Origin of the sequence: Anaeromassilibacillus sp. D41t1_190614_C2, from assembly GCF_015558525.1 — a bacterium.
Taxonomy (GTDB): domain Bacteria; phylum Bacillota; class Clostridia; order Oscillospirales; family Acutalibacteraceae; genus Anaeromassilibacillus; species Anaeromassilibacillus stercoravium.
This window is the reverse complement of sequence record NZ_JADMOD010000019.1, coordinates 14,830-35,060: the sequence shown is the minus strand read 5'-3', so window position 1 is coordinate 35,060 and position 20,231 is coordinate 14,830. Positions and strand designations below refer to the sequence as shown.

Here is a 20,231-nt window from a genome sequence, read left to right as displayed (position 1 = left end):
AAGATTGTCATTTTAGGAGGAGAAAAATGTTTCAGGTGAAACGGAGGGCGACCGCGCTTTTGCTGGCCGCTCTGATGGAAACATCTGGATCGGGCGCTGTTGGGATGGCGGCGGATTACTCCGCGCGCGGGTCCCTGGACAGCGGCGCCGTGTGGGAACTGGAGGACACCCAGGTCACCGGCTCGCTGCATGCAGCACCGGCCGAGGCAGACCTTGAGCAGGAAGGCCCGCTGGGATGGATCCATTTCAGCGACAAAACCCTGGAAAACTGCCCGCAGAAGGACGGGGACAACGGCATCACCAATGTCGAGCTGTCCGGCACGCTGGCGCAGATCGCCGGGGATACCGCAACCGATTTCCGCTATACGGACGCGCCGGAGGGCAACACCAAAGGCCAGGTCATCAACGGGACGGGCGGCCGCGTGTCGTTTCACGTCCCGGCCAGCACGGAACCGCGCTATCTGCGCGTCTATACCGGCTCTTGGGCGTCCGAAATCACGCTGCGCGTCTCCATCAACGGAGAGGAGCAGTACACCCGTTCCTTTGGAAAGCGGAACACAACGTCCGGAGCGGACTGCTATGTATCTTGGATTACGTATCAGACCGAATCCGAAGAGGATGAGGTCACGGTGACCGCTGAAATTACCGACGTCTACGACAGCAGCGGCAGCGGCAACATGAGCATCCAGGCAATCGCCCTGACCGACGAGGCGTTCCCGGAGGAGGAGCAGCTCGTGACGGGCCAGGTGCTCGACGCACCCGAAACGGCAAACCTCACCAAGCAGGGCGGGATCGATTGGGTCCAGCTCGACCAGACCGATTTTGGCGCGTTCAACCGCAAGGATACCGAGGACCCCATGATCGGCGGCCCGACGTTGATCGGAACACAGGACTATGTCGCCCAAAACACCCAGACAAACTTTGTGTTTTTGGACGGCATTTCGCCCATACAGTCCGTTGAGGACGACAACCACAAGGGCCTGGTGTTCACCGGCGAGGGCAACGGCTTGGAGTTCACGCTTCCGGCCAGCAAGGAAGAGCGTTATGTAAACATCTATACAGGCGCATGGGCCGCGGACATCACGGCGGAAGTCTATGTCAATGATGAACGCGTCTATGCAGAGACCTATGGCAGCGCCGACACCACCGCGGGCACCCCCGCAGACTACAAGATGCTCCAGCTGTCCTACAGCTGTGCGGATGAGGGCGATGAGGTGCGCGTCCGGATGGTGGTTTCCAGGGCATACGACAGCCAGTGGGGCAATATGTCCGTCTCCGCCATCACCCTGAACGACGCATTGGTGGAGGATACCGGCTCCGTTGCGGCGGGCAAGGTTTCCACCGCGCCGGTTTCCGCAGACCTAACCAGCGAGGGCAACATCGACTGGGCTTATTTCAACAATGCCAGCTTTGCGGATTACAACCGGAAAAATGTGGAGGAATCCCAGATCACCAACGTGACCCCGGTTGGCGAGCAGCAGAGTAGCCCGGTGATCCGCGACGCCAAGACCGCGTACGTCTATACGGACGGCGTGGACCCGGAGACGGAGGAAGGCGCCCACAACGGCTTTGTCTTTGTCAAAGAGGGCAGCGGCGTCACCTTTAACGTACCCGGCGGCCCGGATCTGAAGTACCTGAACATCTACACGGGCGAATGGGCGTCCGACATCACGCTGGAGCTCTTGGTCAACGGCGAAGTCGAATACAGCGCCACCTATGGCAACAGCGTCACGACCGCGGGCACCCCCGCTGTGTGCAACGTCGCCCGCCTCCAGTATTATACGCCCAGCGAGGACGACGAGGTCGAGGTGCGCGTGCTGATCTCCCACGGCTATGACGTAAACTGGGGCAACATGAGCATCCAGGCGGTCACGCTTTCCGATACCGCCCCCGTCAGCCTGGACGAAAAGATCACAACGGACGAGTGGGAAATCGACCACACCGGCGGCCAGATCCAGTCCATGAAGACCCTGATCGACGGCGAGATGTACACCATCCCGATGCGCACGGACGACCGCGGCGGGTTTATCTGGAAGTACAACGGCCGCCAGATTGCGATGACCTCCGGCGACCCAGCGGAGGACGGCAGCATCACGTATACCGGCCGTTCCCGCAGCTCCAACGAGGACCTGACCTTCACGCTGCGGTATTCCGTGGACGAACAGAAGCAGCTTGTGGTGACCGCTTCGGTGACCAACAATAAGGATACCGAACAGCCGGTGGACAAGTTCTCCCTGAACCTGGGCTTCAACACCTATCTGGAGAGCTATCCGCAGTACAACGACCAGCTCTTCCCCACGCTCCTGCGCTGCGAGAAGACGCATCTCTGGGGGTACCTTTCCACCCCGTCCGGCCGCCTGATGACCATTGCGACCGACGCGCCCGTGGCCTCCTATACCCTGGACTATGAATGGGGTGCGCACCGCATCTATACGGCGTCCCTGGACGTCTTGCAGTCCGGCGAGCTGCCGGAGCGCCATCCGGAGGGGATGGACCACCTCGCAGCCAACGAGACCAAGACCTGGAACGTCTATCTGAAGCCGGTCGAGAATTTGAATGCGATCGACGAGGTCAAACCCACCATCTCCAACAACACCATGCTCCCGACCATCGACGCAGACCGCTACACCATGGCGGAAAATGAGGTTTCCCAGGTGACCATCTACTCCCAGTCCCCGCTGAAGGACGGCGTGGTCACGATCGTCGATGAGGACGGGAACGAGACGCCCCTGGCCGTGACGGACAACGGCGACAACACCTATTCCTGCACCTTCGAGGCGGAGGGCAAGGCAGAGGGCGTCTATAAGCTCTGGGCCGAGAACGAATCCGGCTATAAGTCGGAGGGCATGTTCACCGTCCGGATGCCGTGGTCCTGGTATACGAAGCAGGCCCGCAAAGCGGCGGTTGAAGCGCCGCAGAAGGCGACCTCCCATACAGAGTCCTGGTATGGCCTGTACTCGGCGTACATCGCCAAGAGATACTTCCCGGACGAGGAGCTGGACATGGCGATCGACGAGAAGTTCGAAGAAATCTATCCCCTGATGTACGACGTGACGACCGACCTGCCGACCTCCTGGCAGAGCCGTATCCAGAACCATTCCGGTATGCTGGGCGTCTTTGTCGATAAATACCAGAGCTCCGGCAATATGAGCGAACTGGAGAGCGCCGTCCATCTGGCGGACTTCCTGCTCACCACGCAGGGCGAGAGCGGCGGCTATTACAACGGCAGCACGGATTACACCTCCGTCATCTATCCCGCAAAGTCCATCATGGAATTGATCTATGTGGAAAAGGACCTCATGAACGATGAGAGCCTCTCCGAAGAAGACCGCGCAACCTGGGCGGAGCGCTACGAGCGCCATTTCGCTTCCGTGACCCGCGCCATGGACAACCTGGTCAACTTGGACGGCCACTTCGAGACCGAGGGCCAGCAGACCTTTGAGGACGGCGCAAACTCCTGCTCGGCGACCCAGCTCAGCGAATTTGCCCTGATGTTCCCGGAGGGGTCTGCGGAGCGCGAAAAGTATACGAACGCAGCGCTCAAGATCATGAATTACCACACCTCACACCAGCAGTCCATCATCCCGGATTCCCGCATGAACGGCGGCACCCTGCGTTTCTGGGAAGCCCAGTATGACGTAGAGATGCAGCTCACCGGCGATTCCCCGAACATGATGAACTCGCCGCACGGCTGGTCCGCATGGAACATCTATGCGCTGTTCAACCTGTATGAACTGACCGGCGACCAGCAGTACCTGGAGCGCGGCATGAACGCCATGGGCTCCTGCGCACAGCTGATGGGCTTCGACGGCACCCTCCGCTGGGCGTTCATCGCAGACCCGTACCGCAACACCGGCCTGTGGGTCAAGGATGAAGAAGCTTCCCACGACGATGTGATCGTCGGCAAGCATGTCAACACGGTCATCGGCGAAGAGTACGTCGATATGATCTCCTACTGGTGGAGAGCACCGAAGAACACCTGGGTGCCGGGCTACACCGCCATGGGCGGCGCTGTCACACAGGGCGCGGCGTGCGACAACGACGTGCACGAGGTGTTCAAGGCATTGGGCGAAGTCGCCCTGACCAAGGCATATGTCTTCCAGAAGGACGACGGCGCCTATGAAGCGTACAACTGCACCGTGGAAGAGACGGACGGCGGCCTGGTGATCACGCCGGCGGAAGACGTCGTCTCCAACGTCAGCGTGCAGGTCAACCAGGACACCAACGTCACCGTGAAATTCTACAACGGCGACCTGTCCACAACGGTTTCCGCGGGCCTGCCGCAGTGGGTTTCCACGGAAGAGAACGCAGCAGACTTTGAGAATGGCGATAAGGATTCCAGCCTGAGCAGCCTGACCGTGAGCAACGGCGAGCTGAGCCCGTCCTTCCAGGCGGATGTGCTGGAATACACCGTGGACATCGGCGCACAGGCGGGCACGGTGGACATCACCCCGACGGCGAACAGCGAACACGCGGTCGTCTATGTCAACGGCACCCGCGTCCTTCCGGGCGAGAGCTACACCGTGACCATGGACAGCGCTATGCAGGAAAAGACCATCCCGATCGTTGTCAAATCGCAGTACCAGGCGACCGAAACCAATTATACGGTGACGGTTTCCACCATGGGCGATTATGAGAACGTGGCGCGCAAGGCGTCGAACGTCACCGCGACCCGCATCCAGGGCCCGGCGACCAACCCGATGAGCCTGATCGACGGACACCACGGCCTGGATGGTTCGACCACGACCCACCTCACCGTCGCGCCCGACGGAACGCCGGACAACTTCATCACCCTTTCCTGGGACGAGCCGCAGAGCTTTGAAAAGGTCCTTGTCTGGACGTTCTACGGCGCGCAGCAGGGCCCGATCAGATGGGATTACCAAGTTTCCAGAGATCACGGTCAAACCTGGGAGACCGTGGCGGAGGACGTCACAGCGGAATGGCAATATGCCGATAAGACCCAGGAGAGCCATGAAGTCAGCTTTGAAGAGCCTTTGACCGGCGTCACCGACCTGCGGATGGTGCTGAAAGAGGGCCTGCACGCCTGGGGCAACACCTGCATCAACGAAATTGAGGCCTTTGGCAAGAAGGCGGAAGAGCCGCAGGAGCAGAACCTGACGGCGACCTACAACAATAAAGACGTCACCCTGACGGTGAATGGCGAGCCGCAAAAGATCGCGGATCTGCTCGGCAAGTTCGAGATGAAAGACGTCGCAGACGGCACGGAAGCCGAATTGACCTTTGCGCCGCGCGTGGAAGGCAAGAACTTCCGCTCCGTGAGCATCAACGGCGGCGAACCGCAGCTCATCAGCGGCGATTCCTACACCTACACGGCGACGGTCGAAAACGGTTCCATTGCTCTGGACTTCGTCTTCGAAGTGACGGACAAGCGCATCCTGGAAGAGACTTACAACTACGCGAAGACCTATGTGGACGACGGCACGGTCGATTCGCTGGTCACGGCGGCAAAGGAAGCCTTCATGGAGGCTTACAACGCGGCGGCAGCGGTATTGGCCGACGACGCAGCGACCCAGGCGCAGATCGATGCAGCCTGGAGCGGCCTGCTGAATGTCATCCACTACCTGGACTTCCAGGCGGGCGACGCGAGCGCGCTGGAAGAACTGTATAACCTGCTGAGCGGCCTGGTGGAGGACGACTTCACGAGCAGCAGCTGGGCGGCATTTGCCGGCGCAATGGCGCAGGCAGCGGAAGTCCTTGCAGAGGATGAGCCGCTGGAAGCGGACGTCACGAAGGCATACGACGGCCTGCTGAACGCAGCGGAGGGCCTGGTGCGTGCCTCCGATCGGAACAGCCTGAACGACTTGATCGAGAAGGCGGAAGCGGTTGCGGCAGAGATCGCAGAGGGCAAGTATCTGCCGGACGGCCAGGAAGCTTTCCAGGCGGCGCTCGATGCAGCAAAGGCGCTGACGAAGGACGACGCGCAGGCGGCGATCGACGCGGCGGCACAGACGCTGACCGAGGCCATGGCAGCGCTCCGCAAGAAGGCAGATAAGAGCGAGCTGGAAGCTATCCTGAACGAGTTCGAAGCACTGGACGCTTCCGACTACACAGCGACGAGCTATGCAGCGGTTGCGGCTTCGATTGAAAACCTGAAGACCCTGCTCGCGGACGAGACCCTCGACGCAGAAGAGGGCCAGGCGGTTGTGGATAACGCGGTCGCACAGGCGCGCGCAGCAAAGGCCAACTTGGTCGAAGTGGGCAACGGCGGTTCGAACGCCGGCAGCTCCGGCGGCAGCACGTCCGCGAACATTGGCAATGCGTACGGCGCAGCGGGCGTTGTCTCCGCAGGCCAGAGCGTGGCGGCGAACGCCTATGTGGTTTCCGACACGACGGTCAACTTCACGCTGAAGCACGGCCAGGCGTATTGCTTCAAGATGACCGTGGTCAACGGCAACGCCATGACGCCGAGCTTTACCGTCGGCAACGGCGAAGTGCTGAAGACGCAGTTCGTGGCGAAGATCGGCAACGACTACTACTACAGAGTCTATGCCATCGGCACGCCGGGCCAGAGCACGGGCGTTTACACCACCCTGCCGGGCAATACTCCAGTCAAACACTGTGCAGTGACGATTGGATAAGTGCTTCCGTATTGCTTCCCCTGTGGAGCAGAAAGCAAACTCCTTGTGGATTGCTTTCGTAGGGAACGCCGTAGGCGCGTCCATTGTGCCGTGACGATTGCGTAATCGTGGACTGGACATCAAAATAAAAGGGAAGACTTCTTCCCGATAACGGTAAGGCCCCAACCCCGGGAGTTCCCAGGGTTGGGGCTTTTTGTGTTTGTAGAATATGTTACAACGGTTTTCGCTCGATAGAGGGAAATGCCTGCACGGTTTATTCTGTGTTGGCAAAGGGATTCTCAGGAATAAATAGGAAATGGAAAGGATCTAAAAAGGTAAATATAAACGCGAAATTCGTAGGGCAGCGATTCAAATTAGGTAGAAACTTAACGAAAACAGACAGAACAAAGAGAAAAAAATATTTAAAATTTATAGATTGGGTATATCTTTTTATGATCTTTTATGCTATACTAGACACGAACTACCCGTAAAGAGGAAAAATCCTTTTGTTCGGACAAACTGGTTAGAAAATGAAATGGAGGTAACATCATGCAAAAGACCAAAAAGAGCAGAGCGATTCTATCGGGTATATCTGTATTGCTGGTTCTGTGCCTATTGGCGGGAGGAACAATGGCATGGTTCACGGATACGGAAAAGGTAAACACGAATTTTACAGCCGGCATATTGGACATCAGCGTCAAGCCGGGGGAAGCCGAGTCCACAGATTTGACCTTTGATAATCTCCGCCCGATGCAGTTTGACAACTTCGAAGCGGAACTGGCAGCCAATGGTTCGGACAAATGGACCAACGATGTCACGCAGGACAACACCACGGGCGTATATCCTGGCGATTATGACCCGGTCCCGGCCTACTTTAAGCCGGTCGTCATCACAAACGACGGCACCCTGCCCACCAAGGTGCAGATTTCCCTGGAATTGGGCGAAGGCTGTGCAGACGGAGAGCCGGTTCTGACCGAGGATGGCTTCACCATCACGCAGGGCAAGACGGAAGCATGCGACAACGGCCTGAAGGAAGCCCTCAAGGTGTTTGTCTATTATAATAGCAACTCGATTTCTTCTGGCGCTTGGACGCGCATTGAAGACGTCAACCTGAACACGGATTATAATCCTGCCGAAGGCGGCGTTGCAGACGAAGCCAATGATACATACACAACCGTGATGATCCCGGCGGGCGGAAGCGTGCGCTATGTGATCGCGGGCTATCTGCCGACGAAGGCCGACAATGCTTACCAGGGCCAGCACTACCACGGCAAGCTCGTCCTGAACGCCTATCAGATGGATACGACCGATGGCGGCGACCCGGACGACATCGTGATCAACGAAGTGAACAAGGACCTGCTCCAGGACCTGTATGATATGTATGCATATCCCATCTATCAGTTGGGAGGAGATGGGTTCCTTCCGGACGGATGGACAGTTTTTGAAAACGCTTTGCAGCAGGCCGAAGAGGTGTTGAACAAAGCGGATGCGACCGACGACGAGGTTGCCAATGTATATGAAAAATTGTCGGACAGCCTTGCGAACCTGATTAGTATTGACGAGTCGGAAATAAAAGATAGCCTGAACTATATCATCGAGAAGGCGGAATCCATCGTACCTGCGATCGATGCGGGCAAGTATGAAGAAGCAGGCATAGAGGAATTCCGCGTAGCGCTCGCCAAAGCAAAGGAAGTCAGGGAAGATACAACCGCTCCGGAATCCGAGATTAAGGAAGCGATGTATGATCTGAATGATGCGTTGATGAACCTGCGCCTGAAGGACAACACCAACGGTATCACCACATTTGCAGCGAATACGGTCGACCCGATGGATGTACAGGTTGCCCTGGTGCTGACGCAGTATGTGGCAGAGAGAGACAATCTCGACACGCTGGCTATGCTGGATGCATTCTTTGGCTTCCTGGGATAAGAAGCAGAGAATCCACAAGGACCAAACGGCTTTGGGCCGAGGTTCGGTGCGGATGCTGCCCTAAGAAACGTTTCTTGCAAATCAAGGCCCCCGGCAGATGCCGGGGGCCTTCTTGCGTCCATTTGGAAAAGCACGTATAATAGAACCCAAGAATCCAAGAAAAAGGAGAAACATTCCATGCCTGTTATCCAAATGGTTGAAGTCTTTCCCGAACAGGTGGACGAGCTGGCCGCTTTGGCAAAGCCCATCTGGACGGATCATTTTACCCCCATCATCGGCGCCGGGCAGACCGCTTACATGATTGAAAAATTCCAGTCGGCCCCGGCCATGCGCGCACAGATGGCAAACGAAGGGTATCACTACTATTTCTTCTTATACGACGGCCAGAAGGCCGGGTACACCGGCATCCGCCGCGACGGGGACAGCCTGTTCCTCAGCAAAATCTATGTGGAAAAATCCTTCCGGCGCAAGGGGATTGCATCCCACGGCATCGCCTTTATGACCGACCTCTGCCGCCGCGAGGGATTGCGGAAAATTTGGCTCACGGTCAATAAACACAACGACGGGTCCATCGCCTGCTACCGGTCGCGGGGCTTTACCGTCGCCTATCCGCTCGTGACGGACATCGGCAACGGCTTTGTGATGGACGACTATGTGATGGAAAAATGGGTTGCGCCCCGCACCCTCCTGTATGTGGATACCTGCCTGCGCACGGGCAGCCGGACGCGCGAACTGGCGGACGCGTTCCTCAACGCCTATCGGAAGGCGCATCCCCAGGATACCGTCGATGTGGTCCGCTTGGCAGAGGCGGACATCCATTGCATCCGCGGCGAAGAGCTGGAACGCCGGGAGGCGCTCAAGAGTCAAGGCAAGATCGACGCGCCGGAGTTCGCCGAGGCCCGCCGGTTCGCCGCGGCGGACGGCATCGTGGTCGCCGCGCCCATGTGGGAGCTGAGCTTCCCGGCCATCCTGAAAGCGTATATCGAGACGGTATCCGTGCCGGGAATCACGTTCCGCTATGGCGAGGGCGATACCGGCTGCATCGGGTGCTGCAAGGCGAGCCGTTTGCTCTATCTGACCACCCGGGGCGGCCTCTATACCGGGGCGGCGTCCGGTTTGGAGTTGGGCGAAAAAGAGATGAAGGCCCTCTCGCAGTTCTTCGGCATCCCGGGCTTCGATTGCCTCTTTGCAGAGGGGACGGACCTTCTCCCGCCGGAAGAGGTCGCAGAGCGGATGGAGCAGGCGAAGAGCGCGGCGGCGCAGATGGCAAGGGTATGGTGAGCGGATGGATTTTGTAACGATACTTTCAGAGCAGTTCCACCTCAAAAATTGGCAGGTGGAAAAGGTCATAGAGTTGATCGACGAGGGAAACACCATCCCGTTTATCGCGCGGTACCGCAAGGAGGCCCACGGTTCCCTGGACGACCAGACGCTGCGCGAAATTGCGGAGCGACTGGAATACCTGCGCGGGCTGGAGAAACGCCGCCAGGAGGTGGCGAGCCTCATCACGGCCGCGGGCAGCATGACCGAAGAGATTGCCGCGGCCCTGGACGGCGCTTCGACCCTGTCGGAGATCGAGGACATCTACCGCCCCTTCCGGCCGAAGCGCAAGACGCGCGCGTCCGTGGCGCGGCAGAAGGGCCTGGAGCCCCTCGCGCAGGAAATCTACAAGCAGGACCCAAAGGCTTCCTACCCCATCGACCTGGCGGAAGCCTACGTCAACCCCGAATTGGGCGTGGAAACGCCGGAGGACGCGCTTGCGGGCGCAAAGGACATCATCGCGGAGTGGATTTCGGACGACGCCGGGATCCGCAAGCGTTTGCGCGTGGTGACGATGGCGCAGGGCGAGCTGGTCAGCAAGGCCGCCAAGCCGGAGGAGGAATCCGTCTATGAGCCGTACTACGACTTCCGGCAACCCCTGCGGCAGCTGGCGGGGCACCGCGTCCTGGCGGCCGACCGCGGCGAACGCGAGGGCTTCTTGAAGGTGAGCGTGGCGCTGGACCCGGCGCGCGGGCTGAACATCGTGTATTCGGTCGCGGTCAAGGAGGGGTCCCCCTGCACGGACACGGTGCGCGAGGCGGCCGAGGACGCTTACAGCCGCCTGATTTTCCCCGCGATCGAGCGGGAGGTGCGCAACACCCTGACGGAAAACGCGGACGAAGCCGCGATCAAGGTCTTTTCCGTCAACCTGCGTCAGCTCTTGATGCAGCCGCCGGTCAAGGGGCGCGTGGCGATGGGCCTGGATCCCGGCTACCGCACGGGCTGCAAAGTGGCGGTGGTGGATGCGACCGGCCGCGTGCTGGATACGGGCGTGATCTATCCCACGCATTCCAAGGCGAAGGTCGAGGAGGCGAAGAAGACCGTCTCCGAGTTGATCCGCAAGCACGGGGTGCAGGTGATCGCCATCGGCAACGGTACGGCCAGCAAGGAGACCGAAATCTTTGCCGCGGAAGTGATCCACGAGCTGGGCGCCGGGGTTTCGTACATGGTGGTGAGCGAGGCGGGCGCGTCCGTCTATTCCGCCAGCAAGCTGGCCGCCCAGGAGTTCCCGGATTTCGACGTGACCCTGCGCAGCGCGGTTTCCATCGCGCGGCGCTTGCAGGACCCGCTCGCGGAGCTGGTCAAGATTGACCCGAAGGCGATCGGCGTGGGGCAGTATCAGCACGATATGCCGCCCAAGCGCTTAAACGAGGCGCTCTCCGGCGTGGTGGAGGACTGCGTGAACACCGTGGGCGTGGACTTGAACACGGCGTCCCCGGCCCTGCTGGAAAAGGTTTCCGGCGTATCGTCCGCCGTATCGAAGAACATTGTGAAGTACCGCGAGGAGAACGGCGCATTCCAAAGCCGGTCGGAGCTCAAGAAGGTGCCGAAGCTCGGCCCCAAGGCGTTTGAGCAGTGCGCGGGCTTCCTGCGCGTGAGCGAGAGCAAAAACGTGTTGGACAATACCGCCGTGCACCCGGAGAGCTATGCGGTGGCGAAGGCCCTCTTGGAGCGCTGTGGCTTCACGTTGGAGGATGTGCGCGCGGGAAGGCTGGACGGCCTGCGGGATAAGGTGGCACAGGCCGGCGAGGAGACACTTGCCAAACAGCTGGACACCGGCGTCCCGACCCTGCGGGACATCGTCACGGAGCTGCTGCGTCCGGGGCGCGACCCACGCGACGAGCTGCCGCCGCCCCTGCTGCGCACGGACGTGCTGAGCATGGAGGACCTCAAGCCCGGCATGGAGCTGATGGGCACCGTGCGCAACGTGATTGATTTCGGCGCGTTCATCGACATCGGGGTGCACCAGGACGGCCTGGTACACATCTCCCAGATCAGCGACCGGTACATCAAACACCCCAGCGAGGTGCTCAAGGTCGGCGACATTGTGAAGGTCTGGGTGCTCTCCGTAGACACCAAAAAGAAGCGCATTTCCCTCACCATGCGGACCTCCGGTCAGGACGCGCCTACGGCGAGGGCCACGTAAGCGAAGCGGAATCCTGATATTTCCCGCTCCACGGGGACGCACAGCGTCATTTCGCGGACGCACAGCGTCATTTCGCGCCTCCGGCGAGGGCCACGGAAGCGAAGCGGAATCGTGATATTTCTTACTCCACGGGGGACGCTCTAAGAAAGCCAACAGGGATTCGTTCCCGCTCCACAGGGGGCGTTCGAAAAAGGCAGGCGGGATTTATGTTTCGCCCCACAGAAGTGCCCGGAACAAGCCAACCTCTTTGCAAGACAGAAAGCAAATCATGGGAACAGCCCATCCTTATTTTTAAACTGCTTTTGCACAAAGAGACTTTTTTGCAGAGCAGCATATACGATAATCCTGGACAAATGATGAAAGGGAGTTGCCACTATGGAATTCTTTCAGCCCTACGTGAATATGTTCCGCAACTATATAAACTTTTCCGGCCGTACCCGCCGCAGGGATTTCTGGATGGCCGTCCTCGTCAACTTCGTCATTACGTTGATCCTGAGCATCCTGACCAGGATTCTTTCCGTCTTCGGTGTGGTCCAGACGATTTATGGGTTGGCTATTTTGCTCCCGTTCCTCGCCCTCTGGGCAAGACGGCTGCACGACATCAATATGAGCGCCTGGTTCCTGCTGTTGAACCTGATCCCCGGCATCGGTTCGCTCATCCTGCTTGTGTTTGCCTGCATGGACAGCCAGCCCGGTTCCAACCAGTATGGCCCCAATCCCAAAGGGATGTATTGATAGAGAGAAGAAAAGAAATACGCCCGGAGCCTCCAGAAGGGAGGTTCCGGGCGTATGTTTTTGGTTGGGAAGGGGTCATACGGTTCCTTCCTCGTCCGGTTCGGGCTGGGTGACGTCCACCAGCTCCGCCAACTGTTCGGCGGAGAGCTCCTTCTGGAAGCGGTCGTGGATCGTCAGGTCGTATTCCGCCTGGCCGTTGTCCAGATTGCCCGCATAGAAGGAGACCGAAACCAGGGGGAGGTTGCCGGTGTCCAACCGGTCGGAGATCGCTTTGCAGCGCTGTGCAAACGCCTGGGCGTCCGCGTCCTGCCCCACCAGCCGGACGTCGATGTGGACGTCGTCGTAGGCGCGCAGGTCCTGGTAGGTCTGCGGGAGGTCCCGGCTGCCGCCGTTCAGCGAGACGTGGACCGAGAGGGAGGAAATCTCCTGCGTCCCCTGGAGCTGCTCATAGCATTGGTCGCTGATCTGCTGGGAGATGGATGCCTCCGCCTCATAGCGGCCCTCGCCGTATTCATAGACGACCGAACCCGCGGAGAGCAGCAGGCTGCCGCCGATGACGCACAGGCAGAAGAAGCCGCTGAGGAAGTCGTATTTGAGTTTGTCCTTGCGGAACAGGAAATTGCTTACAAGCACCTCCACGCCCAGGAGGATCAACAGCACCGGCGACCACTTTGCGGCGGTAAAGAGCATCTCCATGTTGTGGAACAGCAGGAAGAGGAGCACCAGCACGCCGCAGGCGATGAGGGCGACCCCCATCGTGAAGCTCCCCACCCGGCGCACGCGCTGGGGCTTTTGCAGCGGCTGGGGGCCGGGGGCCGCGTGCTCTGTGTAGCCGGCGGGTTCCGGGGAGGGGTTCTTTTCGGTCTCCCAGCCGGCGGCGGTATCCCCAGCGGAAGGCTGCGGGATGCCGGAAGAAATGTCCATCCAAGTCTCATTTTGTATCATGGTCGTCGCCTCCATATTCCACATAGTCCTGATCGTCCTGCTCGTGGACCGTATACTTCTTTTTGCCGCCGGTCACCAGGTAGATGCCCAGCAGGATGATGGCGGTTGCCACGAGGATCGTCGGCAGGCTGTTGATGAGATGGTACAGCCAGGGCATGATCTCCGAAAGCTGGTACAGATAGGGGCCGACGATGTTCTGGAACAGGATCCACGCGCCAAAGAAGATGCAGATGATGCCGACCAGCAGGTGGCGCCGCTTCAAGACCACCTTCCAGTCCTTGTTCAGAAGGCCGTCCATGTCAAACAGGAAGTGATCCTCCCGCGCCATGCGCTCTTCATAGGGGACGTTGCGCAGGTTCATGGCGTCGAAGAAGGAATAGAACCAGATGACCGGCAGCAGGATCAGCAGGAACGAGAGGTTCAAAAAGCCGGACAGGGCGATGGTCAAACAGAAGAGCAGCATCAGGGAGGCGCCCTTTTTCATCAATCCCAGGTACATGTGGCCCGCACCCGGGAACAACGAGAACACAAAGGTCCAAAAACTACTTTTTTTCATTGCCGGAATCTCCTTTCAAGGTGAAGCTTTGGAAAAATTGTTGGATGCCGTCCGTCATCCGGTCTCCGATCTCCCTGGTTTTATCGGAAAATTGCTGCGAAAAGGAGGTCAGGTTTTGGAAGGGGTCCGGCGTATGGGAACTGGTTGGCACGGTGAACACGCCGCCCAGCCATAAGAGCATGGTGAGGCAGGCCGCGACGCCCGCCGCCACGTAGCGGTTGAAGAACAGCTGCACGGCGCGCTGCCGGATGCTGCGCATCACGGAGGGCCGCAGCGTTTCCGGGGCGGGAAGCAGCTCGTCCTCGCAGAGGCGCGCGGTGTAGCGCTCGGTGCAGTGGTCGCAGAAGGCCAGGTGCTCCGCGATTTCCAGCCGGGCGAGCTCATCCGGCTCCCCATGCAGCAGGTCGTCAAACGCGCGGCCGGTCAGATGGCCGTCTTGGTCAAAATAGGGTTTCATCGGTCAAGCTCCTTTCCCAGCTGCTCGCGCAGAATTTGTTTCGCGCGGTAGAGCTGTGTCTGTACGGTCTTTTTCGGCCGGTTGAGCCGCTTTGCGATGTCCTCAACCGGTTTTTCCTCCAAAAAGTAGAGGATGGAAACCTTGTGGTAGGGCTCCGGCAGCGCCCGGATGCGTTCCTGGATGCGGGCTTCGCCCTCCTCCGCGAGGAACGCTTCTTCGGGGCTGCCTTGGGCCGGCAAAGCGTCCAGAGCCTCTTCGCCCGGGGCGCTGACGCGCCGCGCATAGGCGCTTTTTAAATGATCCTTTGCCTTGTTCGCCGCAATGCGGCAGATCCAAGGTTTGTAGTGTTCGGGCGGGCAGCGGTCAATGCTGCGGTAGGCGGCGAGGAACGTCTCTTGCGCGAGGTTCTGCGCCTCCTGATAGTCCCGCACCATCTGGAAACAGACGGTAAACACGAGCTTCTCGTATTGCCCGACAAATTCGGAAAACGATTCATTTGTCATAACTGCCCGTGTCCACCCCCTCCATCCGCATGTGCTTCACGGCCGTTCACTTGATAAAACGAGGTTCCCATCGGGATGACTTCAAACGATTAAAAAAATTTTTTATTTGGCGGCAGGCGCCCTGCGGTATAGGTCCGGCCGTCTATTTTTCATCGGTATGGGCCTCGAAAGGGAAAGAAATCCGATTTTATAAGGGAATTGATCGAAATAGATACAATTTATTTGTAAATAAGAGATATAGAAACCAAACGCATAGCGTGATAAAATGTTAATAGAAATTTATAGATCGTTTTGTTGAAATGTGAATATTATTGGCGTGGATATGGAAATGGAGGAAACCCTCCACCCATTTTGCAGAGGGAGCTTCCACAGGCCCCATGCGTGGGCCGCCAAGTGGGTCCAGAAGACGTATATAGCATGGCAACACAGGCATTTGAGGAGACTGGGGGTTGGATTATGGAGAAAGGGAAGAAGCTTTTTTCCATCCTGTTCCGTGTATTGAGTACCTTGTTTGTAGTCGGGGCAAGCTATGTTGCGCTGGCGGGGACGTTCGGAATCGGGAAGGTCTGGCGGTGTGTGCTGCTCCTGTTGGCCTGGGCCTTGCTCAACGAAGATGCGATTCGCCTCCTTTGGAATCACTGGAGAAAGGGGACGGCATTGGATTGGCAGACGCCCACGATGGTGCCTCTACTCATTGCTGCGTTCGCATATGTGGTGTGCTGCGTGGCAATCGGTATATCTGGATAAAAACGACTCCCAAAAGGCAGATACGTAAAAAAGGAACTTCTTTTCCAAGGGGAGAGAAGTTCCTTTTTGCTTGCTTATTCCGCGGGGCTGATCGCGTCGATCGCCCGAAGCTCTTCCTCGGTAAAGGAGGTGTGGCCGACGATCTCCAGGTTTTCCAGAATCTGTTCCGGCTTGGAAGCGCCGATCAGCACGCTGGTCACTTCGCCATCGCGCAGCACCCAGCTCAGGGCCATCTGCGCCAGGGTCTGGCCGCGGTTTTTGGCCAGCTCGTTCAATGCGGTGATCTGCGCGAGCTTTTCCGGCGTGAGCTGGTCCGCATGCAGGAAGCGCCCGTCCGTCTTGATGCGGCTATCCTCCGGGATGCCTTTCAGGTATTTGTCCGTCAAAAGCCCCTGCGCCAGCGGGCTGAACGCGATGATGCCGCAGCCGTTCTGCGCGGTAAAGGACTTTACGCCGTCCGTCTCGATGTGGCGGTCGAAGATCGAATAGCGGGTTTGGTGGATGATGAACGGGCATTTGAGCTCCTTGAGGATCTCCATCGCCTGCCGGGTGTGCTCCAGGTCGTAGCGGGAAATCCCGGCGTACAGCGCCTTCCCGCTCTTGACCGCCGTATCCAGCGCCATCATGCTTTCCTCCAAGGGGGTGTTGGGGTCCATGCGGTGGTGATAGAAGATATCCACATAGTCCACCCCCATGCGTTTGAGGCTCTGGTCCAGGCTGGCGAGCAGGTATTTCCGGCTGCCCCAGTCCCCGTAAGGGCCGTCCCACATGGTGTAGCCCGCCTTGGTGCTGATGACCAGCTCATCGCGGTAGGCGTGCAGTTCTTCCCGCAGGATGCGGCCGAAGTTGCGCTCGGCGCTGCCCGGCTCCGGGCCGTAGTTGTTGGCGAGGTCAAAATGGGTGATGCCGTGGTCAAACGCCGTGAAACACATGGCCTTCATGTTCTCGTAGTTGCCGTTGGAACCGAAATTATGCCAGAGGCCCAGGGAGAGCGCGGGCAATTTCAGCCCGCTGTTGCCGCTGCGGTGGTAGGTCATCGTGGCATACCGGGTATTACTAGCGGTATAAGACATGCAAAATCCTCCTATTTGTTTTATTAAGTGAGCCACTTGCTTTTTCAAGAAGCAAAACTTTCAACAACGGATTGTTGAAACAGTGGAAAACATTACGAAACGTAATGAACTGCGCGCATAGAACGGCGGGATTATTCGTCCAGCGGGTGGAACGCCAGGCCGGTGAGCAGCTTGGGATAGAACCAGGTGGACTTCTGCGGCATGGTCTCCCCGGCGTCCGCAACCTCGCGGATCTCTTTGACGCGGGCCGGATTGACAAAAAAGACGCATTGGCTTTCCCCGGAACGCGCCGATGCCAGGGCCTCGGAAAAATGGCGCGTATAGGTGAGGTTTTCCTGCTTGGCGAGGCTTTCCGCGCCGATGCCCAGCATCCCCTCCAGGATGACCTTGTGCAAAAGGGAGACGTTCAGGTTCCGCGTGGCCGGGCTTTGCTCCGGGCAGAGCCGGTCCATCAGCGTTTCGTCTTTTAAGAGCAGCAGATGCCAGGTTTTGCCGCCGGAATAGTAGGCAAACGCCTTTTTCGCCTGCCGGTGGAGCGCATCCATGTTGGTCTCGATGTATTCCGGAGGGGTGTCCATCTCATACACTTGGAAATAGGCCTCGCACTGCTTGAGCAGGGCCGCTTCGTCGAAGTGTTCCAACCCATGCACCAGCCGGTGGATCGGCAGCACGGCCAGCCCCGCGCTGTGGAGGTCCGCCAGGCCGGTCAGGATGAATTCCCCGCCGGGCAGCCCCTGTTCGCGGCGCCAGTTGCGGAAATGCAGCGCCGTCTCGTAGCGGTGATGCCCATCCGCTATGTAGATGCGCCGGTCCCGGAAATCCTCGCACAGTGCGCCGAGGACCACCCGGTCGTTGACCACCCAAAGCCGGTGCGTGACCCCATCCAGGGTGCAGGTGTAGCGCGGCGTATCCATGGAAAGGCGCTCGATGCGCTCGCGCGTCTCGCGCTTTGGGTCCTCGTACAGGCCGTATACGGGGCTGATGTTGCAGCCCGTGGCCTGCATCAGCTGGAAGCGGTCGCGCTTTGCCGCGTCGAGCGTATTCTCATGGGGCAGGACGACGTTTTCCGAAAAATCGGAGAGCCTCATGCGGCACAAAAGGAGCTTGTTGCGCAGGGTTTCCCCGCGGACGGAAAACTCCTGTTCATAAATGAACATGGCCGGGGCGGAATCCCGCTTGAGGATTCCCTGCTGGGTCCAGGCGCTCAACAGGTCCGCCGCTTGCGGGTAAGAATCCGGGACTTCCAGGTGCATACTGTTGTACGGGCTGCGCGCCAGATAGGTTTCCCGGTCGCCCGGGGCGAGCACATCATAGGGAGGGCAGACGAGGTTTTCCAGGCTGCCGGCTTTTGCCGTATAGCGCAGGGCGCGCAGGGGTGCGATTTCTGCCATGGAGACCACCTTTCCGGCTTCGGAAAGAAGCCATTTGATTTCAATAAACAAATTTTGCCCGGAATGCGGGGAAAGCCCCCGCCGGGCGGTGATAACATTTGGTTTACGGCCGTTCGCATAGAAGGGCGTTTCTTTTCTAATTATAGGAAGGAGCGGTTTGTTTGTCAAAACGATCGCAAAAAACGCCGGGATGCGGCTTTGCATCCCCCGGCAGCAGCTGGATAGACGTCCATCCGGGGCCTGTACAAGCCATTTAAAACGAAAAGTACGCGATGGATAGAAAAACAACCTGTTGTATCCATCTCTGATACCACAGGTTGTTTTACTATATAAAAATACGGATTGTATTGTTTGCTTTTGACGGCGGGTACAACCCATGGCGGCAATTTTGGCATCCCTTCCCCATAGGTGCATGGAAAACGGGAATGTAAAATCAGACTCCACAGAGAAACGCCCGCATACCCGTTAAAAGCAGATTGCGGAAAGACGCCCGTCTAGCTCACGTGGGGGACGGGATGGTCATCGCGGCGGAACAGCAAGCTGACGCACCAAAGGGCGCACAGAGCGATCACCACATAGATGATTCGGCTGATAATGCCGGCCTGTCCACCACCGATCCAGGCCACGAGGTCAAATTGGAAAAGGCCAACCAGGCCCCAGTTGATGCCGCCGATAATCAGCAGCGTCAATGCGATTTTATCCAACATATGCTTTCTCTCCTTTGGCCCGTCGGGGCCTTTAACTTTTGCGGATAAATCCGCTAGTCCCCATTTTTCCCGTTTCGAAGGGAAATATACAGCGCGCGTATCCGTTAGACGGCAAAATATCCCTTCTTTAGCCAATTTTTAACAAAATAAAACCCGCTCTTAATATTGGGAGCTTATACTCTTGCCGTAAAAAACAAACTGGTTCAAAGAAAGAAGGAAAATCATTATGAAAAAAGCAATGGCGTTTTGCCTCGCAGCGCTGATGGCGGCCGGTATGACGACCTCCGCGTTTGCAGCGGCAAAGGACGTGAACCCCGGCAGTGTAACGTTTGATCAGGATTCCTTTATCAATGGCAAAGCCAGCGTAGAACTGGAATATGACGCTGTGGCGGAGCCGACCTATACCATCACCATCCCGATGGGCGTACAGCTCGTCAAGGGCGGCACAACCTCCACGTTCAAGGCGGAAGGCATCTCGAATTTGAACGGCGGCAAGATTGTGCTCTCGATTACCAGCACCCGCAAGTCCGGCATGCCGGATGACTGCCCGGATTTCGCGCTGTATCGCGGCCACAACTATGTGCCGTATGAGGTGCAGGGCTTCTATAAGGACGGTACATCCCACTTTGTCAGCGAACTCAATAAAGAAGTGATGTCCTTTGATGAGGACGGCGAGTACCGCTACAGAGTCATCCCGTCCAAGATCATCCCGGTGACCGGCACCTATTGGGGCAACATCACCTTCCAGTTCGATATCGTCGGCGCAGAAGAGCCGGAGCCCGATCCAAATCCGGAAGAGGAATATGCATCCGTCAAGGTGAACTTCCAGCTGCGCGGCACGGATACGATTGTCGGTTCGATGGATTACCAGATGCCAAAGCCGGGCGACGGGAGGTATATGCTCTATGCAAAGAATTCCCAGGTGGAGATCCCGGAGGGCTATTCCTATCCCGATGACCAGGACCCGTGGAGAACCATCGTGGTGAAGGACGGCGTGCCGAATCCAGCGGAAGTTACCTTTGAGGTAGTCGCCGAATAATCTTGTTTGCAACTCTATCTACGATAAACAACCATTTCCCAAAACATCGAAAAGGCAGCTGTGCAACCGCGCAGCTGCCTTTTCGCCGTCTTCGGGGGGGTGGGG

14 protein-coding genes are annotated in these 20,231 nt (G+C 58.3%); 7 read left to right on the top strand and 7 right to left on the bottom strand.

Annotated features, from left to right (window positions below):
• Positions 1 to 26: 26 nt before the first annotated feature.
• From I2G69_RS12840 to I2G69_RS12820, 5 genes are all read left to right on the top strand, one after another.
• Entirely contained in the window at positions 27 to 6,599 is a 6,573-nt protein-coding gene (locus I2G69_RS12840) for a cadherin-like beta sandwich domain-containing protein (RefSeq protein WP_195560890.1), read from the top strand.
• Between the two features lie 528 nt (positions 6,600 to 7,127).
• Positions 7,128 to 8,507, top strand: coding sequence for a TasA family protein (locus I2G69_RS12835; protein WP_195560889.1), 1,380 nt, complete (start codon positions 7,128 to 7,130; stop codon positions 8,505 to 8,507).
• Positions 8,508 to 8,684: 177 nt separating this feature from the next.
• Entirely contained in the window at positions 8,685 to 9,788 is a 1,104-nt protein-coding gene (locus I2G69_RS12830) for a GNAT family N-acetyltransferase (protein WP_195560888.1), read from the top strand.
• A 4-nt stretch (positions 9,789 to 9,792) separates the two neighbouring features.
• On the top strand, positions 9,793 to 11,973 hold the full coding sequence (locus I2G69_RS12825; RefSeq protein WP_195560887.1) for a Tex family protein: 2,181 nt from the start codon (positions 9,793 to 9,795) through the stop codon (positions 11,971 to 11,973).
• A gap of 375 nt (positions 11,974 to 12,348) precedes the next feature.
• The gene (locus I2G69_RS12820; protein ID WP_195560886.1) at positions 12,349 to 12,708 is read left to right on the top strand and encodes a DUF805 domain-containing protein; all 360 of its coding nucleotides are present in this window, start codon (positions 12,349 to 12,351) and stop codon (positions 12,706 to 12,708) included.
• A 75-nt stretch (positions 12,709 to 12,783) separates the two neighbouring features.
• Here I2G69_RS12820 and I2G69_RS12815 read toward each other — a convergent pair whose 3' ends face one another.
• From I2G69_RS12815 to I2G69_RS12800, 4 genes are read right to left on the bottom strand one after another with little or no spacing between them, the layout of a single operon-like run.
• A complete protein-coding gene (locus tag I2G69_RS12815) occupies positions 12,784 to 13,653 on the bottom strand; it encodes a hypothetical protein (RefSeq protein ID WP_195560885.1) in 870 nt (289 codons plus the stop codon).
• Positions 13,640 to 14,209, bottom strand: a complete 570-nt coding sequence (locus I2G69_RS12810) for a hypothetical protein (protein WP_087235250.1) — start codon at positions 14,207 to 14,209, stop codon at positions 13,640 to 13,642. Before I2G69_RS12810 ends, I2G69_RS12815 begins: the two co-directional genes overlap by 14 nt.
• Complete coding sequence (locus I2G69_RS12805; RefSeq protein ID WP_087235249.1) at positions 14,196 to 14,666, bottom strand: hypothetical protein; 471 nt, start codon at positions 14,664 to 14,666, stop codon at positions 14,196 to 14,198. Before I2G69_RS12805 ends, I2G69_RS12810 begins: the two co-directional genes overlap by 14 nt.
• Complete coding sequence (locus I2G69_RS12800; RefSeq protein WP_087235248.1) at positions 14,663 to 15,169, bottom strand: RNA polymerase sigma factor; 507 nt, start codon at positions 15,167 to 15,169, stop codon at positions 14,663 to 14,665. Before I2G69_RS12800 ends, I2G69_RS12805 begins: the two co-directional genes overlap by 4 nt.
• Positions 15,170 to 15,625: 456 nt before the next feature.
• Between I2G69_RS12800 and I2G69_RS12795 the strand changes: the two genes are divergently transcribed.
• The gene (locus I2G69_RS12795) at positions 15,626 to 15,916 is read left to right on the top strand and encodes a hypothetical protein (protein ID WP_195560884.1); all 291 of its coding nucleotides are present in this window, start codon (positions 15,626 to 15,628) and stop codon (positions 15,914 to 15,916) included.
• 74 nt (positions 15,917 to 15,990) lie between these two features.
• Here I2G69_RS12795 and mgrA read toward each other — a convergent pair whose 3' ends face one another.
• The 3 genes from mgrA to I2G69_RS12780 form a co-directional block, all read right to left on the bottom strand.
• On the bottom strand, positions 15,991 to 16,989 hold the full coding sequence (mgrA, locus tag I2G69_RS12790; RefSeq protein WP_087235246.1) for an L-glyceraldehyde 3-phosphate reductase: 999 nt from the start codon (positions 16,987 to 16,989) through the stop codon (positions 15,991 to 15,993).
• A gap of 131 nt (positions 16,990 to 17,120) precedes the next feature.
• Positions 17,121 to 18,380 carry a DUF1015 domain-containing protein gene (locus I2G69_RS12785; protein ID WP_195560883.1) on the bottom strand — a complete coding sequence of 420 codons (1,260 nt, stop codon included), beginning with the start codon at positions 18,378 to 18,380 and terminating at the stop codon, positions 17,121 to 17,123.
• Positions 18,381 to 18,874: 494 nt separating this feature from the next.
• Positions 18,875 to 19,087, bottom strand: coding sequence for a DUF378 domain-containing protein (locus tag I2G69_RS12780; RefSeq protein WP_191441728.1), 213 nt, complete (start codon positions 19,085 to 19,087; stop codon positions 18,875 to 18,877).
• Positions 19,088 to 19,313: 226 nt separating this feature from the next.
• On the opposite strand from I2G69_RS12780, the gene I2G69_RS12775 reads away from it, so the two are divergent.
• Complete coding sequence (locus I2G69_RS12775) at positions 19,314 to 20,126, top strand: hypothetical protein (protein ID WP_195560882.1); 813 nt, start codon at positions 19,314 to 19,316, stop codon at positions 20,124 to 20,126.
• Positions 20,127 to 20,231 lie beyond the last annotated feature (105 nt).